General features: G+C 69.2%; 14 protein-coding genes, 1 tRNA gene and 1 pseudogene. 5 read left to right on the forward strand and 11 right to left on the reverse strand.

Annotated features, from left to right (window positions below):
• Positions 1-113 precede the first annotated feature (113 nt).
• The 10 genes from clpX to AAFN86_RS07070 all read right to left on the reverse strand — a co-directional run bounded on the left by clpX (position 114) and on the right by AAFN86_RS07070 (position 10724).
• Positions 114-1370, reverse strand: coding sequence for an ATP-dependent Clp protease ATP-binding subunit ClpX (gene clpX, locus AAFN86_RS07025; protein ID WP_347542563.1), 1257 nt, complete (start codon positions 1368-1370; stop codon positions 114-116).
• Positions 1371-1470: 100 nt separating this feature from the next.
• A complete protein-coding gene (gene clpP, locus AAFN86_RS07030) occupies positions 1471-2118 on the reverse strand; it encodes an ATP-dependent Clp endopeptidase proteolytic subunit ClpP (RefSeq protein WP_347542564.1) in 648 nt (215 codons plus the stop codon).
• Between the two features lie 94 nt (positions 2119-2212).
• Positions 2213-2962 carry an MBL fold metallo-hydrolase gene (locus AAFN86_RS07035; RefSeq protein ID WP_347542565.1) on the reverse strand — a complete coding sequence of 250 codons (750 nt, stop codon included), beginning with the start codon at positions 2960-2962 and terminating at the stop codon, positions 2213-2215.
• A gap of 46 nt (positions 2963-3008) precedes the next feature.
• Positions 3009-3782, reverse strand: a complete 774-nt coding sequence (locus AAFN86_RS07040; protein ID WP_347542566.1) for a TatD family hydrolase — start codon at positions 3780-3782, stop codon at positions 3009-3011.
• Positions 3783-3786: 4 nt separating this feature from the next.
• Positions 3787-5361, reverse strand: a complete 1575-nt coding sequence (gene metG / locus AAFN86_RS07045; RefSeq protein WP_347542567.1) for a methionine--tRNA ligase — start codon at positions 5359-5361, stop codon at positions 3787-3789.
• A gap of 34 nt (positions 5362-5395) precedes the next feature.
• Entirely contained in the window at positions 5396-6397 is a 1002-nt protein-coding gene (locus tag AAFN86_RS07050; RefSeq protein ID WP_347542568.1) for a DNA polymerase III subunit delta', read from the reverse strand.
• A gap of 499 nt (positions 6398-6896) precedes the next feature.
• The gene (gene tmk, locus AAFN86_RS07055; protein ID WP_347542570.1) at positions 6897-7523 is read right to left on the reverse strand and encodes a dTMP kinase; all 627 of its coding nucleotides are present in this window, start codon (positions 7521-7523) and stop codon (positions 6897-6899) included.
• Between the two features lie 46 nt (positions 7524-7569).
• A complete protein-coding gene (locus AAFN86_RS07060; RefSeq protein WP_347542571.1) occupies positions 7570-8787 on the reverse strand; it encodes a D-alanyl-D-alanine carboxypeptidase family protein in 1218 nt (405 codons plus the stop codon).
• Positions 8788-8817: 30 nt separating this feature from the next.
• On the reverse strand, positions 8818-9687 hold the full coding sequence (locus AAFN86_RS07065) for an RlpA-like double-psi beta-barrel domain-containing protein (protein ID WP_347542572.1): 870 nt from the start codon (positions 9685-9687) through the stop codon (positions 8818-8820).
• Positions 9684-10724 carry a lytic murein transglycosylase gene (locus AAFN86_RS07070; protein WP_347542573.1) on the reverse strand — a complete coding sequence of 347 codons (1041 nt, stop codon included), beginning with the start codon at positions 10722-10724 and terminating at the stop codon, positions 9684-9686. Before AAFN86_RS07070 ends, AAFN86_RS07065 begins: the two co-directional genes overlap by 4 nt.
• Positions 10725-10831: 107 nt before the next feature.
• Between AAFN86_RS07070 and AAFN86_RS07075 the strand changes: the two genes are divergently transcribed.
• On the forward strand, positions 10832-12232 hold the full coding sequence (locus AAFN86_RS07075) for an MmgE/PrpD family protein (protein ID WP_347542574.1): 1401 nt from the start codon (positions 10832-10834) through the stop codon (positions 12230-12232).
• An 18-nt stretch (positions 12233-12250) separates the two neighbouring features.
• Positions 12251-12337, forward strand: a tRNA-Ser gene (locus AAFN86_RS07080).
• Positions 12338-12836: 499 nt separating this feature from the next.
• Here AAFN86_RS07080 and AAFN86_RS07085 read toward each other — a convergent pair.
• Positions 12837-13001, reverse strand: coding sequence for a hypothetical protein (locus tag AAFN86_RS07085; protein WP_347542575.1), 165 nt, complete (start codon positions 12999-13001; stop codon positions 12837-12839).
• Here AAFN86_RS07085 and AAFN86_RS07090 point away from each other — a divergent pair.
• The 3 genes and pseudogenes from AAFN86_RS07090 to AAFN86_RS07100 form a co-directional block, all read left to right on the forward strand.
• Positions 13000-13578: pseudogene (locus AAFN86_RS07090) on the forward strand (efflux RND transporter periplasmic adaptor subunit); the annotation flags it as partial. The gene AAFN86_RS07085 and the pseudogene AAFN86_RS07090 overlap by 2 nt on opposite strands.
• Positions 13579-13588: 10 nt before the next feature.
• Positions 13589-13969: a hypothetical protein gene (locus AAFN86_RS07095; protein WP_347542863.1), complete on the forward strand. Its 381-nt coding sequence runs from the start codon at positions 13589-13591 to the stop codon at positions 13967-13969.
• On the forward strand, positions 13966-17112 hold the full coding sequence (locus AAFN86_RS07100) for an efflux RND transporter permease subunit (RefSeq protein WP_347542859.1): 3147 nt from the start codon (positions 13966-13968) through the stop codon (positions 17110-17112). Before AAFN86_RS07095 ends, AAFN86_RS07100 begins: the two co-directional genes overlap by 4 nt.
• The last annotated feature ends 110 nt before the right edge of the window (positions 17113-17222 follow it).

The following is a 17222-nucleotide window of genomic DNA, read 5'->3' on the forward strand; positions in this document are numbered from 1 at the left end:
CCCGCCCAGACAGCGGCACGGGCGAGGCGCCACGGTTGATCCGGGATGTGGGACCCGGACGGCGCCCGCTCAAGACCTTGACAGGGCGTCCGCGCGGGACGCCCCGTATCGGTTCACGCCGAGGTCTGCTCGGCCGGCCTCTCACCATAGATGAACAGCGGCTGGGCGCGGCCTTCCGCGACCTCCCGGTTCACCACCACTTCCTCGACCGCCTCAAGGCCCGGCAGGTCGAACATGGTGGTCAGCAGGATCGCCTCCATGATCGACCGCAGCCCGCGCGCGCCGGTCTTGCGCTGGATGGCGCGGGTGGCGACGGCCTTCAGCGCATCCTCGGTGAAGGTGAGCTTCGCTCCCTCCATCTCGAACAGGCGGCCATACTGCTTGACCAGGGCGTTCTTCGGCTTGGTCAGGATCTCGATCAGCGCCTTCTCGTCGAGGTCGTCCAGCGTGGCGACCACAGGCAGGCGGCCGATGAATTCCGGGATCAGGCCGAACTTCAGCAGGTCCTCGGGCTCGACTTCGCGCAGGATCTGGCCGGTGCGGCGCTCATCCGGGTCACGCACATCGGCGCCATAGCCGATGCCCGAGCCCTTGCCGCGCGCCCCAATGATCTTCTCGAGGCCCGAGAAGGCACCGCCACAGATGAACAGGATGTTGGAGGTATCGACCTGGAGGAATTCCTGCTGAGGATGCTTGCGCCCGCCCTGCGGCGGCACGGAGGCGACGGTGCCTTCCATGATCTTCAGCAGCGCCTGCTGGACCCCCTCCCCAGACACGTCGCGGGTGATCGAGGGGTTGTCCGACTTGCGCGAAATCTTGTCGACTTCGTCGATGTAGACGATGCCGCGCTGCGCCCGCTCCACATTGTAGTCCGCGGCCTGGAGCAGCTTGAGGATGATGTTCTCGACATCCTCGCCGACATAGCCGGCCTCGGTCAGCGTGGTCGCATCCGCCATGGTGAAGGGCACGTCGAGGATGCGCGCGAGCGTCTGTGCCAGCAGCGTCTTGCCCGAACCCGTCGGCCCCACCAGCATGATGTTCGACTTGGCGATCTCGATGTCGGGGTTCTTCCCGCCATGCGCCAGCCGCTTGTAGTGGTTGTGCACCGCGACCGAGAGGACCTTCTTCGCATGGTCCTGCCCGATGACGTAGTCATCGAGAACCTTGCAGATCTCCTTGGGCGTCGGCACGCCGTCGCGCGACTTCACAAGGGTGGTCTTGTGCTCCTCGCGGATGATGTCCATGCACAGCTCGACGCATTCGTCGCAGATGAAGACCGTCGGCCCGGCGATGAGCTTGCGGACCTCATGCTGCGACTTCCCGCAGAACGAGCAGTAGAGGGTGTTCTTGGAATCGCCGGACTTGCTCATGCGGTCTCCGTGTTCCCCGCAAGTACGGGGAACTGCAACAGGAATGTAGCCCCCGGTCGCCCGGGGGGAAAGCGAAACACGGCCAGACCGGCCGGGTCCATCACGCCTTCGTGGTCTCGGAGGCCGGCACCGGTCGTTCCTCGACCACATGGTCGATCAGGCCGAAATCCCGGGCCTCCTCGGCCGACATGTAGCTGTCGCGCTCCAGCTTGCGCTCGATGGCCTCGATCGGCTGGCCGGTATGCTTCACGTAGATCTCGTTCAGCCGCTGGCGCAACTTCAGGATCTCGCGGGCCTGGATCTCGATGTCGGTCGCCTGGCCTTGCGCCCCGCCGGAGGGCTGATGGACCATGATCCGGCTGTTCGGCAGGCCATAGCGCTTGCCCTTGGCGCCGGCGGTCAGCAGTAGGGAGCCCATCGACGCCGCCTGCCCGATGCACACCGTGCTGACCGGCGCGCGGATGTATTGCATGGTGTCGTACATCGCCAAGCCAGCAGAAACCACGCCGCCGGGAGAATTGATGTAGAAAGCGATGTCCTTCGAAGGGTTCTCGCTTTCCAGGAACAGCAGCTGGGCACAGATCAGCGAAGACACCTGATCGAAGACCGGCCCGGTCAGGAAGATGATGCGTTCCTTCAGCAGGCGCGAATAGATATCGAACGCGCGCTCACCGCGGGCCGTCTGCTCGATGACCATCGGAACAAGCGTATTGTTGTAGACTTCGACCGGGTCACGATCCCGAATCATGATGATGTCCTTTCGTCCCGGCGGCTCCGAATCAGCCGGCCGTGTTCGTGCCGAATGTGGGGCATCCCCCGCCCCCGTGAAAGCCCCGCCTGTTTCAGGTCAGGGTCAGGACCATGCCATCGTACCCGGGCTCGACGCCTGGCGGCAGGTTGGCGGTCATCCAGCCATGGTCCAGGTCGGGGCTCATATGCGTCAGCACCGTGCGCCGCGGCCGCAGCATCTCCACCCATTCCAGCACCTGGTCCAGATTGGCATGCACCTTGTGGGGCCGCCGCTGGAAGCATCCCACCACCCAGGTATCCAGGCCGTGAAGCAGCGCCAGGCTTTCCTCCGGCAGCCGAACCAGGTCGGTGCAATAGGCAAAGCCGCCGATCCGCAGGCCCAGGGTTTCCATCACCGCATGGTCCTGGCGAAAGGTCTGCACCTGGTGGCCGGCGATCGCCACCGCATCGCCCGGCTGCAACCGCACCGCATCCACCGCCGGCCGGTAGAAGACCGGTCCCGTTGAAGGCAGGAAGGCATAGTCGAAACGCTGCTTCAGGATCGACAGGGTGCGCTCCGTGCCAAAGGCTTCGAGCGGCCGCCCGACGATGCGGTTGAGGATCCGCACCTCATCCAGGCCCATCACATGGTCCGCATGGTCATGGGTGAACAGGATCGCATCCACCCCCGCGACCCGGCAGGCCAGCAGCTGGGTGCGCAGATCCGGCCCGGTATCGACCAGCAGCCGGCCGTTGCCATCGCCCTCCACCAGGATGGAGGAGCGGGTGCGGTGGTTCAGCGGATTGCCCCGATCGCAGGCACCCCACCAACCGCTGCCATCCTCGCCGCCGATCTGCGGCACGCCACCGGACCCACCACAACCTAGAATCGTTACTTTAAGCAATGTGTTACGCCATCTTCCTGAACAGCCGACGGAAATTCGCGCTGGTCAGATCCTCAAGCGCCGCCATCTCCATCCCCCGCACCTCCGCCAACACCCGGGCGGTATGCGTGACCATCCCTGGTTCGCAGCGCTTGCCGCGGAAGGGCACGGGGGCGAGATAGGGCGAATCCGTCTCAACCAGCAGGCGATCCGCCGGCAAATCCCGGGCCACGTCGCGGATGTCCTGGCTCCGTGGGAAGGTCAGGATGCCCGAGAAAGAGACATAGCCGCCCATTTCAACCGATTTTTCCGCCAGTTCCCGGCCACTGCTGAAGCAATGCAGCAGGAAATCGAACCAGCCGCCGGCGTCGCGCTCCTCGCGCAGGATGGTGAGGATGTCGTCATCGGCCTGCCGCGCATGGATGGCCAGCGGCAGCCCGGCCAGCCGCGCTGCGCGGATATGCCGGCGGAAGTTCTCCGCCTGCGCCTCCCGCGGCGCCTTGTCGTAGAAGTAGTCCAGCCCGCTCTCGCCGATGCCGATGATGCGCGGATGCTCCGCCTCGGCGGCGATCGCCTCTGGCGTGGGCAATTCGCCCTCCCCGGCATTGTGCGGATGGATGCCGACCGTCCCCCAGACCTCGGGGAAGCGCTCGGTCAGCGCCTTCACCGCCGCCGCCTGGGACATGCGCACGCCGATCGTCACCATGCGGGTGACGCCGGCTTCCCTGGCGCGGGCGACGATCTGCTCGCTCTCCGCCTCGGTGAAGTAGTCGAGGTGGCAATGGCTATCGATCAGCATCGGATCAGGCCGCCGGCAGCTCGATCTTGCGAAACAGTGGCGCGGGCGGCGGCAGGGCAATACCGGCCGGCAGCGCGGTGCCCAGCGCGGCGATGTCGCGCGCTTCCGCCGGCACGCCGAGCTGGTCCAGCATCCTGCCCGCCGTCTCCGGCATGAAGGGTTGCAGCAACGTGGCGTAGGTCCGCAGCGCGGTATGCAGGTGCCGCAGCACCACGCCCATCCGCACCGGATCGGTCTTCTTCAGCGCCCAGGGGGCTTCCAGCGTGATGTAGCCATTGGCATCGCGCACCGAGGCCATCACCGCCTCCAGCGCCAGGTGGAATTCCTGCCGGTCGAGCCGTTCGCGCACCTGGCTCGGCAGCGCCACCACGCCTTCAAGGAATTCACGGCCCACCACCGCATCGCCGGCTTCGGGCAGCTTCCCCTCGCAGTTCCGCTGGATCAGCGACAGCGTCCGGTTCGCGAGATTCCCCAGCGCATCCGCCAACTCCCCATTCAGCCGGTTTCCCAGCGACTTGCGGGAGAAGTCTCCATCCTGCCCGAAAGGCACTTCCCGCAACAGGAAGTAGCGCACGGGGTCGAGCCCGTATTCCTCCACCAGCGCCACCGGATCGATCACATTGCCCAGCGACTTGCTGATCTTCTGGCCTTCATTGGTCCACCAGCCATGGGCAAACACGCGCTTCGCCACTGGCAGCCCGGCGGCCAGCAGCATCGCCGGCCAGTAGATGGTGTGGAAGCGCACGATGTCCTTGCCGACGAAATGCAGATCCGCCGGCCAGAAGCGCCAGCGCGGATTCGTCGTCTCGGGATACCCCGCCGCCGTGATGTAGTTGGTCAGCGCATCGACCCAAACATACATCACGTGCTTCTCATCCCCCGGGACCTTCACCCCCCAGGTGAAGGAGGTGCGGGAGACGGAAAGATCCAGCTTCGCAGATCCTTCGCCGAATTCCTTCAGTCCCCGCGCGACGAAGGCGCGCACCTCGTTCCGCCGGCTTTCCGGCTGGATGTCGATGCGGTCGGGATGGCCCTCCGGCAGGTCGTAGCGCCGCAGCAGTTCTGGCAGCCACTTCGACATGCGGAAGAAATACGAAGGCTCCCGCACCCACTCTACCGGCGCGCCGGATGGCGCGTACTTCACGCCATCGCGCTCGGTCAGCTCGTCCGGGCCGTAGAATGCTTCATCACGAACGGCGTACCAGCCTTCGTAGTCACCTAGGTAGATCTCGCCGCGCTCCGCCAGCACGTTCCACAGCGCCGTGCAGGCCGCCTTGTGGCGCGGTTCCGTGGTGCGGATGAAGTCGTCGTTGGAAAATCCCATCGTCACGGTCAGGTCGCGGAAGGCCTGGCTGACGCGGTCGGTGAAGGCCTGCGGGTCCTCCCCGGCATCCTTCGCCGCCTTCTCCACTTTTTGCCCGTGCTCATCCGTGCCGGTCAGGAAGAAGACCTCATGCCCGTCCAGCCGCTTGAAGCGCGCCAGCACATCGGTCGCGAGCGACGTGTAGGCGTGGCCGATATGGGGCTTGTCGTTGACGTAGTAGATCGGCGTGGTGAGGTAGATGCTTGGCTTCGCCATGGGGTGTCCGGTCTGGGGTCCGGACGCTCCGTCTTCAGGGGCGCGCGAGCCAGGAGAGACCCGTGAGCACGGCCTGCTTGCGGTCGAGATTCAACCGCTCGGTATCGTCCGCGAGAGTGCCGAGCCTATCCCACAGCCCTGCCCAGACGGCAAGCGGATGGCGGACCATCCAGGCCGGCGCCGGCCGCCCCCGCGCCGCATCGCGCAGCGCCACCGCGATCGCGCCGCGCAGCAGCCCAAAGAAGATCGCGAAGGCTCCACCCGTGCGATCCATCGCCAGCCGATCCGCCAGCGCGTGGTCACGCGCCTCCTCCGCCTTCGCCAGCGCCGCAAGGCTCGACTCCACCGCATCCTGCAACGCGAGCCCACCCGCCTCCATCAGCGCCATCGTCCGCCCCGGCGACCCCGCCGACAGCGTGGCCAACCGCCTGCGCTCGCCCGCCGCCACCTCTGGCAGCAGCCGCGCCAGTAGCGTCTCCATCTCCGCGGCAGACAGCGGGTTCAGGTCCAGCCGCCGGCAACGGCTGCGAATGGTCGGCAGCAGCTTCTGCGGCGCCGAGCAGACCAGCAGCAGCACCGTCTTCGGCGGCGGTTCCTCCAGCGTCTTCAGCAGAGTGTTCTGGACCTGCGCCTGGTCGGCGCGCTCGGCCTCATCCATCACCACCACGCGCCAGCCGCCTTCGGCCGCGGTCTGGGTCAGGAAGCGCACCGCATCCCGTGCATCATCGACGCGCAGCACGCGCTTCACGCCCTTGTCGCCGGTGTGCGGCTCCAGCGTGAAGCAATCGGCATGGGTGTCGGCGGCAACACGGCGGAACACCGGGCTGGCCGGGTCGACAAAAAGCGGCGGGGTGGTGTCCGGCATGCCCGCCAACAGCCAGCGCGCAAAGCGCCAGGCGAGCGTCGCCTTACCGATCCCAGGTGCACCGCAGATCAGCCAGGCATGGTGCAGGCGCCCGGACCGCGCCGCGTCCCGGAGGGTCAGCGCGGCGGCGTCATGGCCGGCCAGGTCGGGGGTGGCGCGCGGGTCGGTCATGTCGGGCATTGCCGCATAAGCGATGGGACAAGGGCCTGCAGGGAGGGACCGGAGAGGGCTTTGCCCCCTCCGGACCTCCCCCACCAAAGGCTTAAGGCCTTTGGAAACCTCAACTTGGTGCCCGGCGGGAGTGTCGTTTCCATGGGAAACCATCCCTTGCGCGCAGCAGGGCAGAAACCCGCTTGGTGTCGGGCACGGCACGCAAGCCCCAACGACGGAACGCCCCCCTGCCCGGCGCCAAAAACCCGTGGTCCAGGGGCCCGCTGGCCCCTGGTGGGGTGGTTTGGAGGGGCAAAGCCCCTCCAATTCTCCTGGCCTACCGTCGCGCCGATGCGGTGGAACCCCTCCAATCGCCGCCGGAAGCCGTCCCGCCGCAGCGAACCCTTGCGCCACACCACTGCGATAGGATATAGGAATATTATCAAGGACAAGCGCCTGACCGCCTGCGCCGCCAGGGCAAAATAAAGGCTTAAAGTGTTAAAGGAATAAAGTAACGCCCTCACAGCGCGACCCCGAGCCGGGTGCGCAGGGCGGCGGCGATACCGGCGAAGACCTCATCCGGCCCCGCCGAGGCATCAACCACCACGCAGCGCGCCGGCTCGGCCGCGGCAATCGCCAGGAATCCCGCCCGGACCCGGGCATGGAACGCCGTGCCCATGCGTTCGTACCGATCGGCGCCGCTGCGCGCGGCGGCACGGGCCATGCCAGCCTCCGGCGCCATGTCCAGCACCAGCGTGGCGTCCGGCGCGAAGCCTTCCAGCGCGACCTCGGCCAGCCGCGTCCAGACCTCGCGCGGCAGACCCTGCGCACCTTGGTAGGCGAGCGTCGAATCGGCGAAGCGGTCGCAGACCACCCAGCCGCCGGCGGCCAGAAAGGGCCGGATCACGCGCAGCACATGCTCGCGCCGCGCGGCGAAATGCAGCATGGCCTCGGCGACCGGGTCCCACGGCCCGTGGCCGAGCAGCAGGTCGCGGATGCGTTCCGCGCCCGGCGTGCCGCCTGGCTCGCGGGTGCGCAACACGGCGCGACCGGTCGCCGCCAGCGCCGCGGAAAGCTGCCGCGCCTGCGTCGATTTCCCGGCCCCCTCGCCGCCTTCCAGAGTGATGAAGCGTCCCGGATCCACCATCAGCCGTTCGTTTGGCGCCGCATCGGGGCGGCGTCAAACCAGCGTGTCAGCCGCGCGACCCGAAGACCATCTGGCTGACCACCGCGGGAATGCGGGAGATCAGGCCGAGCTTCTCGACATCAGCCCCTGCCAGCAGCGGAATGCGCAGTTCCGGCACGCCCTGCCCGCCGACCTGCATCTCGCCGATCTGCTGGCCGCGTGCGACCGGGGCGGTCAGCGGTGCGTCGTAGTGCAGGCGCACCTGCAACCGGGACCGCCACTGCCGCGGCAGGGTCAGCACCAGGTCGCGCCCGCCCACCATCGGCACCTTCGACCGTTCGCCGAGATAGACCGGCACTTCCTCGATGGTGTCCTGGGCACGGAACAGCACCACCGCCTCGAACTCGCGGAAGGCCCATTCCATCAGGCGCTCGCTCTCCTCGCCACGGGCCCGCATGGACGGCAGGCCGTTGATCACCAGGATCACCCGGCGATCGCCGCGCTTGGCGCTGCCGGTCAGGCCATAGCCCGCTTCTTCCGTGTGCCCGGTCTTGAGCCCATCCGCCCCGGCGACGCGCGACAGCAGCGGGTTGCGGTTCTCCTGGGTGATGTTGTTATAGCGGTACGACCGCATATTGTAGAACGCATAGTAGTCCGGGAAGTCCGTGATGATCCGGCGCGCCAGGATCGCCAGGTCTCGCGCCGTCATGCGGTGCTCGGGGTCGGGCCAGCCGGTGGCGTTGCGGAAGCTGCTGTTGGTCAGCCCGATCCGCCGCCCGGTTTCGTTCATCAATTCGGCGAACTGCGTCTCGCTGCCGCTGATGCCCTCGGCCAGCACGATGCAGGCATCGTTGCCGGACTGGACGATGACGCCGTGGATCAGGTCCTCGACCTTGATCTGCGCGCCGAGGTCCACGAACATCTTGGACCCGCCCATCCGCCAAGCCCGCTCGCTGACCGGCAGCGTCTGGTCGAGCTGAAGCTGGCCGGCCTTCAGCTTCTCGAAGACGACATACATCGTCATCAGCTTGGACATGGATGACGGCGGCATGCGCTCGTCGGCGTTTTTCTCGAGCAGCGTCGCCCCGGTCGCGAAATCCACGATCAGCGCCTGGCGCGCCTGGACATCGACCGGGCCGAGCGGCGTATCCGCCGGCGATCCGGCCGGGCGCGTCGGCGATGCCGGACGGCGCGCCGGCGCGCGCTGCGCCAGGGCCGGCGTGGCGAGGCCCGGGCCGACAAGCCCGGCCAGGGCGCCACCGAGCAGCGTGCGACGATCGGTCATGCGATCCATTCCTGACTGCGGGGCGTCATCTCAATCCACCAGGATACGCGCACCGGATACTCCTGCGGCTAGAGTCCGCTCAAGCGTCGCGTCGGCCTGGGCGGCGGTTGAAAACGGCCCGACCCGCACGCGGTACCGCTGGTCCCGCCGCGGGCCGAAGGCCTCGACCCGCGCCCCGGGGATCCGCGCCGCCAGGCGCTGCGCCGCATCGGCGCGCGACAGGATGCCGGCCTCGACGAAGATCCGCCCCGGATTGGGCATGCCGGGCGTAACCGTCTCCGGCAGCACGACCTGTGCCGGCGCGGAGGCCGCGACCGGCGCCGCACTGGCCGTTACCGGCACGGCAACGCTGCGCTGGCCCGCATCACGCGCGCCGGGCGGCGGTGCCAGGCTCTCGGACGCGACGGCGGCGCGCGGAGCGGCCTCGATCGCGATCGCTTCCGGCGGCCGGCCGAGCACGCCCTCGCCCAGGGCACGACTGCGGTCCCCGTCCACTGCGACGCGCACCTGCGCCGCACCGCCGGGAGGGATGCCGAGCAGATCCGCCGCGCGGTCCGACAAGCCGATGACGCGACCCGGATTAACCGGCCCGCGGTCATTGACCCGCAGCGTCAGCGAGGACCCGTTCTCGAGATTAGTGACCGTCACCACGGCCGGCAGTTGCAGCGTCCGGTGCGCGGCGAGTGCGCGGGACGAACTCCAGGCCTCGCCATTCGCAGTCGGCGTATTCCAGCCCGGCCCGGCCTGGCGCGTGGCGAGGCCGGTCTCGACCAGCGTGAAATCCTCCCGCGGATAGGACCAGACGCCGCCGAGGCTGTAGGCCTCGCCCACCAGGTAGCGCGGCTGCGGCGTGCTGCAGGCGGCGGCCAGCAGCAGCGGCAGGAGGACGCGCGCCTTCAAGCCACCCGATCCGACAACAGTCCGACCGAAAGCCCATAGTTCACCGGCGAGTTGTACCGGCGGATCACCCGCAGATTGTGGTGGCCGAGGAAGACCTGGCCATTGCCGCGATTGGGCAGAACGACCTGCGCCTCCGGCCCGTCGGGCAGGGCACCGCCGGCCTCGGTGCGGAAGCCCAGCCGGGCGAAGTCGCGCATCGGCCGCCGTGTCTCGGTATCCGCGCCCTGCAGGGTGAAGCCCGGCGGCGGCGTGACGGCGAGGCCCCAGGATTCACCCTCCCGCCAGCCATTGCGGTTGAAGTAGTTGGCGATGGAGGCCAGCGCATCCGCCTTGCTGTCCCAGATGTCGCGCCGCCCGTCGCCGTCGAAATCGACCGCGAGGCGTTCGAAATTGGTCGGCATGAATTGCGGCTGGCCCATCGCGCCCGCCCAGGAGCCCGTCATCCGGTCGTTGCGGATATGGCCGTCATCCAGGATCTTCAGCGCGGCGAACAGCTCGGTGCGGAAATACGACGCCCGGCGGCCTTCCCAGGCGAGCGTCGCCAGGGCTTCGACCACCTTGAAGCCGCCGGTATTGCCGCCGAAATTCGTCTCCACCCCCCAGATCGCGACGATGACGCGCGGAGAGACGCGGAAGCGCTGCTCGATCCGGCGCAGCAGTTCGGCGTTCTCGGCATAGTTGCGCCGGCCGTTCTGCACCCGGGTCGGCGAGACCATGATTCGGTCGCGATATTCCTCCCACTGCATGCCACCCTCGGCCTGGCGGCGGTCGAGTTCGATGACACGCTGATTCGGCCGCACGCCCGCGAAGGCGGTGTTCAGCATGGCCTGCGACAGGCCGCGCCGCCGCCCCTCAGTCTTCACCCCCTCGACGAAGCGTTCGAAGGGGACCGAGGCGACCGTCTGGTACTCCGGCTCTCCCGCCTGGGGCGGAACCGGGGCCGGCAGGGTCGCGGCCGACGGCGTCGTGACGGCGGAGGGCGAGGCGGCACAGCCGGCGAGCGGCGCTGCGGCGAGGAGGATACGGCGCGTGATCATGGCGCTCAGGTGCCATGCGTCCCCGCGCGACGCAAACACCTGTTGCATGCCTTGGCCGTCGCGCGGGGAGTGCTACAAGCGTCGCGATAGACCGGAGGACAAACGCCATGGCTGCCGTAACGCGCGACCTTGCTGCCTTCACCGCGGCGATCCGCTTCGAAACGCTGCCGGCCGAGGTGCAGGAGCGGACCCGCTTCCTGGTGCTCGACCTGGTGGGCAACATGCTGCGCGGCCGTCACGATGCCGAGAGCACGGCGCCGTTGTTGGCTGCGGCGCGCTCCCTGGGCCTGGCGGCCGGTTCGGCGGCAGTGTTCGGCGACTCGGCGCGCTACACCCCGGCCGGGGCGGCCCTGGTCAACGGCACCACGGCGCATTCGCTCGATTTCGACGACACCCATGCGGCCGGCACGCTGCACCCCGGCGCGCCGGTGATCCCGGCGGCGCTCGCCGCGGCCGAAATGGTCGGGGCCGATGGCCGCACCGTGCTGGGCGCGATCGTCGCCGGGTATGAGGTGACCTGCCGGCTCGCGCTGTCCCTGCCGGGTGGGGACCATTACGACCGCGGCTACCACCCGACGGCGACCTGCGGGGCCTTCGGGGCCGCCGCCGCCGCCGCGCGCGTGTTCGGCCTGTCGGCGGCGCAGGTCGAGGATGCCTTCGGCATCGCGCTGTCCCAGGCGGCGGGCAGCCTGCAATTCCTCAACAACGGCGCCTGGACGAAGCGGTTCCAGGTGGGCTGGTCGGCGCTGAACGGCTTGGCCGCCGCATCCCTGGCGCGCGAAGGCTTCCGCGGCGCCGGCGAGGCGCTGGAAGGCCGTGCCGGCTTCCTGCGCGCCTATGCGCCGAACCCGAACCCGGCGCGCGCGATCGAGAACCTCGGCAAGGCCTGGGAACTGATGGAAACGGCGGTGAAGCCTTACCCGTCCTGCCGCTATGGCCATGCCAATGTCGACGCGGCACTCGCGCTGCGCGCGGAACTCGGCCTCAAGACCGAGGAGATCGAGAGCGTCACCATGGGCCTGCCCAACAAGGGCATGCTGCTGGTGGGCGCACCGACGCAGTACAAGCAGAACCCGCAGAACATCGTCGATGGCCAGTTCTCCGGCCCCTTCGTGGTGGCCTGCGCCCTGGCCCGCGGCCATTTCGGCTGGGACAGCTACGCCTGGCTGCAGGATGCGGACCTGCGCGGGCTGATGAAGAAGATCCTGCCGGTCGAGGATGCCGAGGTCGAAGCCGACTTCCCAGCCTTCATGTCGGGCAAGCTGACGGTGAAGGCGCGCGGCCAGACCTTCGTGAAGAAGGTGAACATCCCCAAGGGCGAGCCGGCCAACTTCCTGACCGAGGCCGAGATCCGCGCGAAGTTCCACGGCTTGGCCGATGCCGTGCTGGGCTCGGAGCGCGCCGCGCAGTTGGCCGATGCGGTCCTGTCGCTCGACCGCGCGCCCGATGTCCATGGCATGATGCGCCTTGGTGCGCCGATGATGGCGGCCAGGCTGGCCGGCGAATAGGCGGAACCCGCCGCACCTGGATGAGTGGCCGAGTGGTCTATGGCAGCGGTCTTGAAAACCGCCATACGCGCGAGCGTATCGTGGGTTCGAATCCCACCTCATCCTAATCCTTTGCCTTCCGCCTCGCCGGCGCGCTGAAGCGCCCGGCGGCTGATGCGCTTGGCCGCCATTCGTCGCCATGGACCTGATTGCCGAGGCATACGGCATGGTGCCGCCAGCCCATGCGGCGCGCGGCTTGGCGAGCGATGACGACGCGCTGTGCGCCCAGCGTGAACCTGTCAATGCAGGACATCGGGTCCCGCCGGACGGCCGGCGCCGCTTATCGAGCCGGACCCTGGTGGCGGCAGTCGCCCAGCGTGCCGCGCAACGATCGCGCATCCGGGCGTGATGCCCCTGCCCTGGCCGCAGTCGCCGGCGATCCTCCACCCCTGCGGTGGTCGCCAGCCTCGGCATCGATGGCACGGTCATGGGCGTCGTGACCGGGCGGTAGGCGACTGCGGCGGGCGGCCGGGCGCCTTGTGGGCCTTGATGCGGATCAAGACGCCGGCCGGCCGGCGCGCGTATGCAAGAACATTAGAACTCTCTATATAAGAATTCCCGCACTCTATGCGGGGCCGGTCATGTTGCTCCCGTGCCGTTCCCTCCCCTCCCGGTCATCGGGCGGCGTGGCGGTCAGGCCAAGCCTGGGGCCGACGACCCGGCCCGGCAGAATGGCCCGCATCACCCGCGGCGCGGCTGCGGCCGCCAGACCATCAGGATCGCCGTCCATGCGCCGTCTCCTTGTTCTCCTGCTGCTCCAAGCGACGCCGGCACTCGCGCAGGCGCCCCTCACCGTCGCGCCGGTGACGGTCGCCGACCTGCGTCCTGTCTTCGCCACGGTCGAAAGCGTGCGCGAGGTGGAAGCCCGCGCGCGCATCACCGGCACCCTGGCCCGGCTCACCGTGCGGGAGGGCGACGCCGTCGCCGCCGGCCAGGTCATCGCCGTGGTCGACGACCCCAAGCAGCCGCTGCAATTGGCCGCGCTGGACGCGCGCCTCGCGGCGCTCGAGGCGCAGCACCGCCAGGCGCAGCAGGACCTCGAGCGCACCCGCGCGCTGCGAGCCACCGGCACCGCCACCCAGGCACGGCTCGAGGACGCGCAGACCACGCTCGATGTGGTGGCCGCGCAGATTGCCGCGACCCGCGCCGAACGCGCTGTCGCCGTGCAGCAGCAGCGGGAGGGCGAGGTGCTGGCGCCGCAGGCCGGCCGGGTGCTGCGGGTGCGCGGCACGGTCGGCGCCGTCGTGCTGCCGGGCGAACCCATCACCACAATCGCCACCGACCGCTACGTCCTGCGACTGCGCCTGCCGGAACGCCATGCCCGCTTCCTCAAGGCAGGCGACGCGATCACGGTCGGCGCGCGGGGTCTCGCCGACGGGCCCGCCGCTCGGCGAGGGCAGCATTCGCCTCGTCTATCCCGAACTGCAGCAGGGCCAGGTGGTGGCCGATGCCGAGGTGGCGGGTCTCGGCGACTTCTTCGTGGGCGAACGCGTCCGCGTGACCATCCAGGCCGACCAACGCCCGGCGATCGTCATCCCGCGCGACTTCCTGATCGCGGGGCCGGGCGTGGACATGGTGCGCCTCGCCTCCGGCGCGGTGGTGCCCGTGCAGCGCGGCCGCGCCGTGCCCATGCCGCTGGGCGAGGGCATCGAGATCCTCTCCGGCCTCGCCGCCGGCGATGCGCTTATCCGGCCATGAGCCTCGGCATTTCGGGCCGCCTTGCCCAGGCCTTCATCCGGTCACCGCTGACGCCGCTGCTGCTCGTCGTTTCGGTGGCACTTGGGCTGCTCGCCCTGCTGTCCCTGCCGCGGGAGGAGGAACCGCAGATCAGCGTGCCGATGGTCGACATCAGCGTGCGCGCCGATGGCCTCGCCGCGCCCGACGCGATGGAACTGGTGACCCGCCCGCTCGAGGCCATCGTCACCGCCATTCCCGGCGTGGAGCATGTCTACAGCCAGACCCAGGACGACGCCGTGATGGTCACCGCCCGCTTCCTGGTCGGCACCAGCGCGGACGAGGCGATCCTGCGCGTGCATGAAAGGCTGCGGGCAAACTGGGACCGCATTCCGCTCGGGATCCCCGAGCCGCTGGTGATCGGGCGGGGCATCAACGATGTCGCGGTCGCCGTGGTCACGCTGCGCCCGCGCGCCGCCGATGCACGCTGGGACGACGCCGCCCTGCATGAGGTGGCGGACCGCGTCCTGTCCGACCTCGCGACCATCCCGCAGGTCGGGCTGACCTACCTGGTCGGCGGCCGTCCCACGGAGATCCGCATCGAGCCAGACCCCGCGGCGCTGATGCTGCATGGGATCACGCTCAACCAGTTGATCGAGAAGCTGCAGGGGGCCAACCGTTCCTTCCATGCCGGCCAGGTCCGCCACGACGGTCGCACGCTGAGCGTGCAGGCCGGCGAGACGCTGCGGGGCGTGCCCGATGTCGGGCTGCTGTTGCTGACCACCAGCGACGGGCGGCCGGTCTATCTGGGCGACGTGGCACGCATCTCGGCCGCGCCGGCCCCGCTGGAGGCGCGCGCCTGGCGACTGACGCGTGGCGATGGCGGCGCCTGGGTGCAGGCCCCCGCCGTGTCGATCGCCATCGCGAAGCGGCCGGGGGCGAATGCAGTGGAGGTGACGCGCGCCTTGCAGGCGCGCCTCGCCGCGCTGTCCGGCACCATGATCCCGGACGGCATCGCCGCCGACCTGACGCGCGACTACGGCGCGACGGCACAGCAGAAGTCGGACGAGCTGCTGTTCCACCTTGGCCTTGCGACGCTGTCGATCGTCGCACTGGTCTGGCTCGCGATCGGCTGGCGGGCGGCGGCGGTGACGGCGGTGGTCATTCCGGTGACCATCCTGCTGACGTTGTTCGGTGCCTATCTGCTCGGCTACACGCTGAACCGCGTATCGCTTTTCGCGCTGATCTTCTCGATCGGCATCCTGGTGGACGACGCCATCGTGGTGGTCGAGAACATCGACCGCCACTGGGCGATGCAGGATGGGCGCGACCGCGCCGCGGCGGCCGTCGATGCGGTGGCCGAGGTCGGCAACCCGACCATCGTCGCGACCCTGACCGTGATCGTGGCCCTGCTGCCGATGATGTTCGTCTCCGGCATGATGGGCCCCTACATGGCGCCCATACCGGCGGTGGCGTCGGCCGCGATGACCTTTTCCTTCTTCGTCGCCATGGTGCTGACGCCGTGGCTTATGGTGAAGCTCGGCGCGTCCCATGCCGGGCACGATGGCGGGCCGCTTGCGCGCATCTACCGGGCGGTGGCGCGGCGGGTGATCGAACGCCGCGCGGTCGCCTGGATCTTCCTTGGCCTGACCGGCTTCGCCACGCTCGCCTCGATGGCGCTGTTCGTCACGCGCGACGTGACAGTCAAGCTGCTCCCCTTCGACAACAAGTCGGAGCTGGCGCTGATGCTCGACATGCCGGCCGGCACCAGCCTTGAGGAAACGGAACGGTCGCTGATCGCGGCGGCGGATCTGCTGCGCGCAGTGCCCGAGGTCGAGGCCACGACGCTCAACGCCGGCACGGCGGCGCCCTTCAACTTCAACGGCCTGGTGCGCCACAGCTTCGTCCGGCAGGCGCCGCGGCTCGGCGACCTCGACCTGCAGCTGACCGACCGGCATGCGCGGTCGCGGTCAAGCCATGCCATCGCCCTCGATGTGCGGCAGCGCCTGCGCGCCATGCCGCTGCCGGAAGGCGCGCGGCTCAAGGTGGTGGAGGTGCCGCCCGGGCCGCCGGTACTCGCGACCCTGCTCGCCGAGATCGACGGCCCGGACCCGCAGACGCGCCGCGCCGCGGCGGCGACGGTGCGCGAGGCCTTCCGGAGCATCGACTTCCTGGTGGATATCGACGACACCATCGCCGACCCCGGCACGCGGCTGCGCCTGCGCCTGTTGCCCGACCAGCTCGAATTCCACCGGGTCGAGGAAGCGGCGGTGCACGACACCATCCGCGCCCTGCTGGGCAGCGTGCTGGCCGGCTGGTCGCATCGTGGCGCGGGGCGCAACCCGCTTGCCATCATGGTGCGGCTGCCGAAGGACCAGCTGGTGCTGGGCGAGCGGATGCTCGCCACGCCCGTGCCCGGCCGGCGCGGGCCGGTCGAGCTCGGATCGCTGATCGAGGTGCGGCAGGAGCCGGCCTCGCCGATGATCTACCGCCGCAACGGCCGCCCGGCCGAGATGATGATGGCCGAACTCGCCGGCGCTTACGAAGCGCCCGTCTACGGCATGCTGGCCGTGGCGGATGCGCTCGCCGCCGCGCCGGGCGCGCCGGAGATCCACTTCGCCGGCCAGCCGGACGCGCCGGCGCGCCCGGTGCTTCTGTGGGACGGGGAATGGGAGGTCACCCGCATCACCTTCCGCGACATGGGCGCGGCCTTCGCGGCTGCCCTGCTCGGCATCTACGTGCTGGTGGTGGCACAGTTCCGGTCGTTCCTGCTGCCGCTCGTGGTGCTGGTACCGGTGCCGTTGGCTCTGCCCGGCGTGGTGCTCGGCCATGCGCTGACCGGAGCCCCCTTCACCGCGCCATCGATGATTGGATTCATCGCGCTCGCCGGGATCATCGTGCGCAATTCGATCCTGCTGGTGGATTTCATGCGGCACGCGCCCCGTGCGGGACGCAGCCTGCGCGCAGTGGCACTTGAGGCCGGCGCGGTGCGCTTCAGGCCGATCGCGCTGACGGCCGCTGCGGCGATGATCGGTGCCGGCTTCATCCTCGCCGATCCGATTTTTCAGGGTCTCGCGGTGGCGCTCCTGTTCGGGCTGCTGTCGTCCACGCTGCTGACCGTGCTGGCGATCCCGGCCCTGTACCGGGTGCTGCGCGACCCGACCTGATGGCCGGCGGCCAAGCCGATGCGACGGCGCTTCACGGCACGGCACGGGCCGGAGGTGCTGGCGCTGTTAACGTTGCCCGTCCTATCATCGGACACCAGACGCAACGCAGG

Origin of the sequence: Roseomonas sp. CAU 1739, from assembly GCF_039839775.1 — a bacterium.
In the GTDB taxonomy this organism is placed as follows: domain Bacteria; phylum Pseudomonadota; class Alphaproteobacteria; order Acetobacterales; family Acetobacteraceae; genus Neoroseomonas.

Excerpts from the sequence above, each read along its gene's own strand:
- AAFN86_RS07100 (WP_347542859.1), top strand. The coding sequence starts at position 13,966 with ATGAGCCTCGGCATTTCGGGCCGCCTTGCCCAGGCCTTCATCCGGTCA.
- AAFN86_RS07075 (WP_347542574.1), top strand. The coding sequence starts at position 10,832 with ATGGCTGCCGTAACGCGCGACCTTGCTGCCTTCACCGCGGCGATCCGC.
- AAFN86_RS07095 (WP_347542863.1), top strand. The coding sequence starts at position 13,589 with ATGCCCGCTTCCTCAAGGCAGGCGACGCGATCACGGTCGGCGCGCGGG.
- tmk (WP_347542570.1), bottom strand. The coding sequence starts at position 7,523 with ATGGTGGATCCGGGACGCTTCATCACTCTGGAAGGCGGCGAGGGGGCC.
- AAFN86_RS07060 (WP_347542571.1), bottom strand. The coding sequence starts at position 8,787 with ATGACCGATCGTCGCACGCTGCTCGGTGGCGCCCTGGCCGGGCTTGTC.
- metG (WP_347542567.1), bottom strand. The coding sequence starts at position 5,361 with ATGGCGAAGCCAAGCATCTACCTCACCACGCCGATCTACTACGTCAAC.
- AAFN86_RS07040 (WP_347542566.1), bottom strand. The coding sequence starts at position 3,782 with ATGCTGATCGATAGCCATTGCCACCTCGACTACTTCACCGAGGCGGAG.
- AAFN86_RS07070 (WP_347542573.1), bottom strand. The coding sequence starts at position 10,724 with ATGATCACGCGCCGTATCCTCCTCGCCGCAGCGCCGCTCGCCGGCTGT.
- AAFN86_RS07050 (WP_347542568.1), bottom strand. The coding sequence starts at position 6,397 with ATGACCGACCCGCGCGCCACCCCCGACCTGGCCGGCCATGACGCCGCC.
- clpP (WP_347542564.1), bottom strand. The coding sequence starts at position 2,118 with ATGATTCGGGATCGTGACCCGGTCGAAGTCTACAACAATACGCTTGTT.
- AAFN86_RS07085 (WP_347542575.1), bottom strand. The coding sequence starts at position 13,001 with ATGGACGGCGATCCTGATGGTCTGGCGGCCGCAGCCGCGCCGCGGGTG.
- clpX (WP_347542563.1), bottom strand. The coding sequence starts at position 1,370 with ATGAGCAAGTCCGGCGATTCCAAGAACACCCTCTACTGCTCGTTCTGC.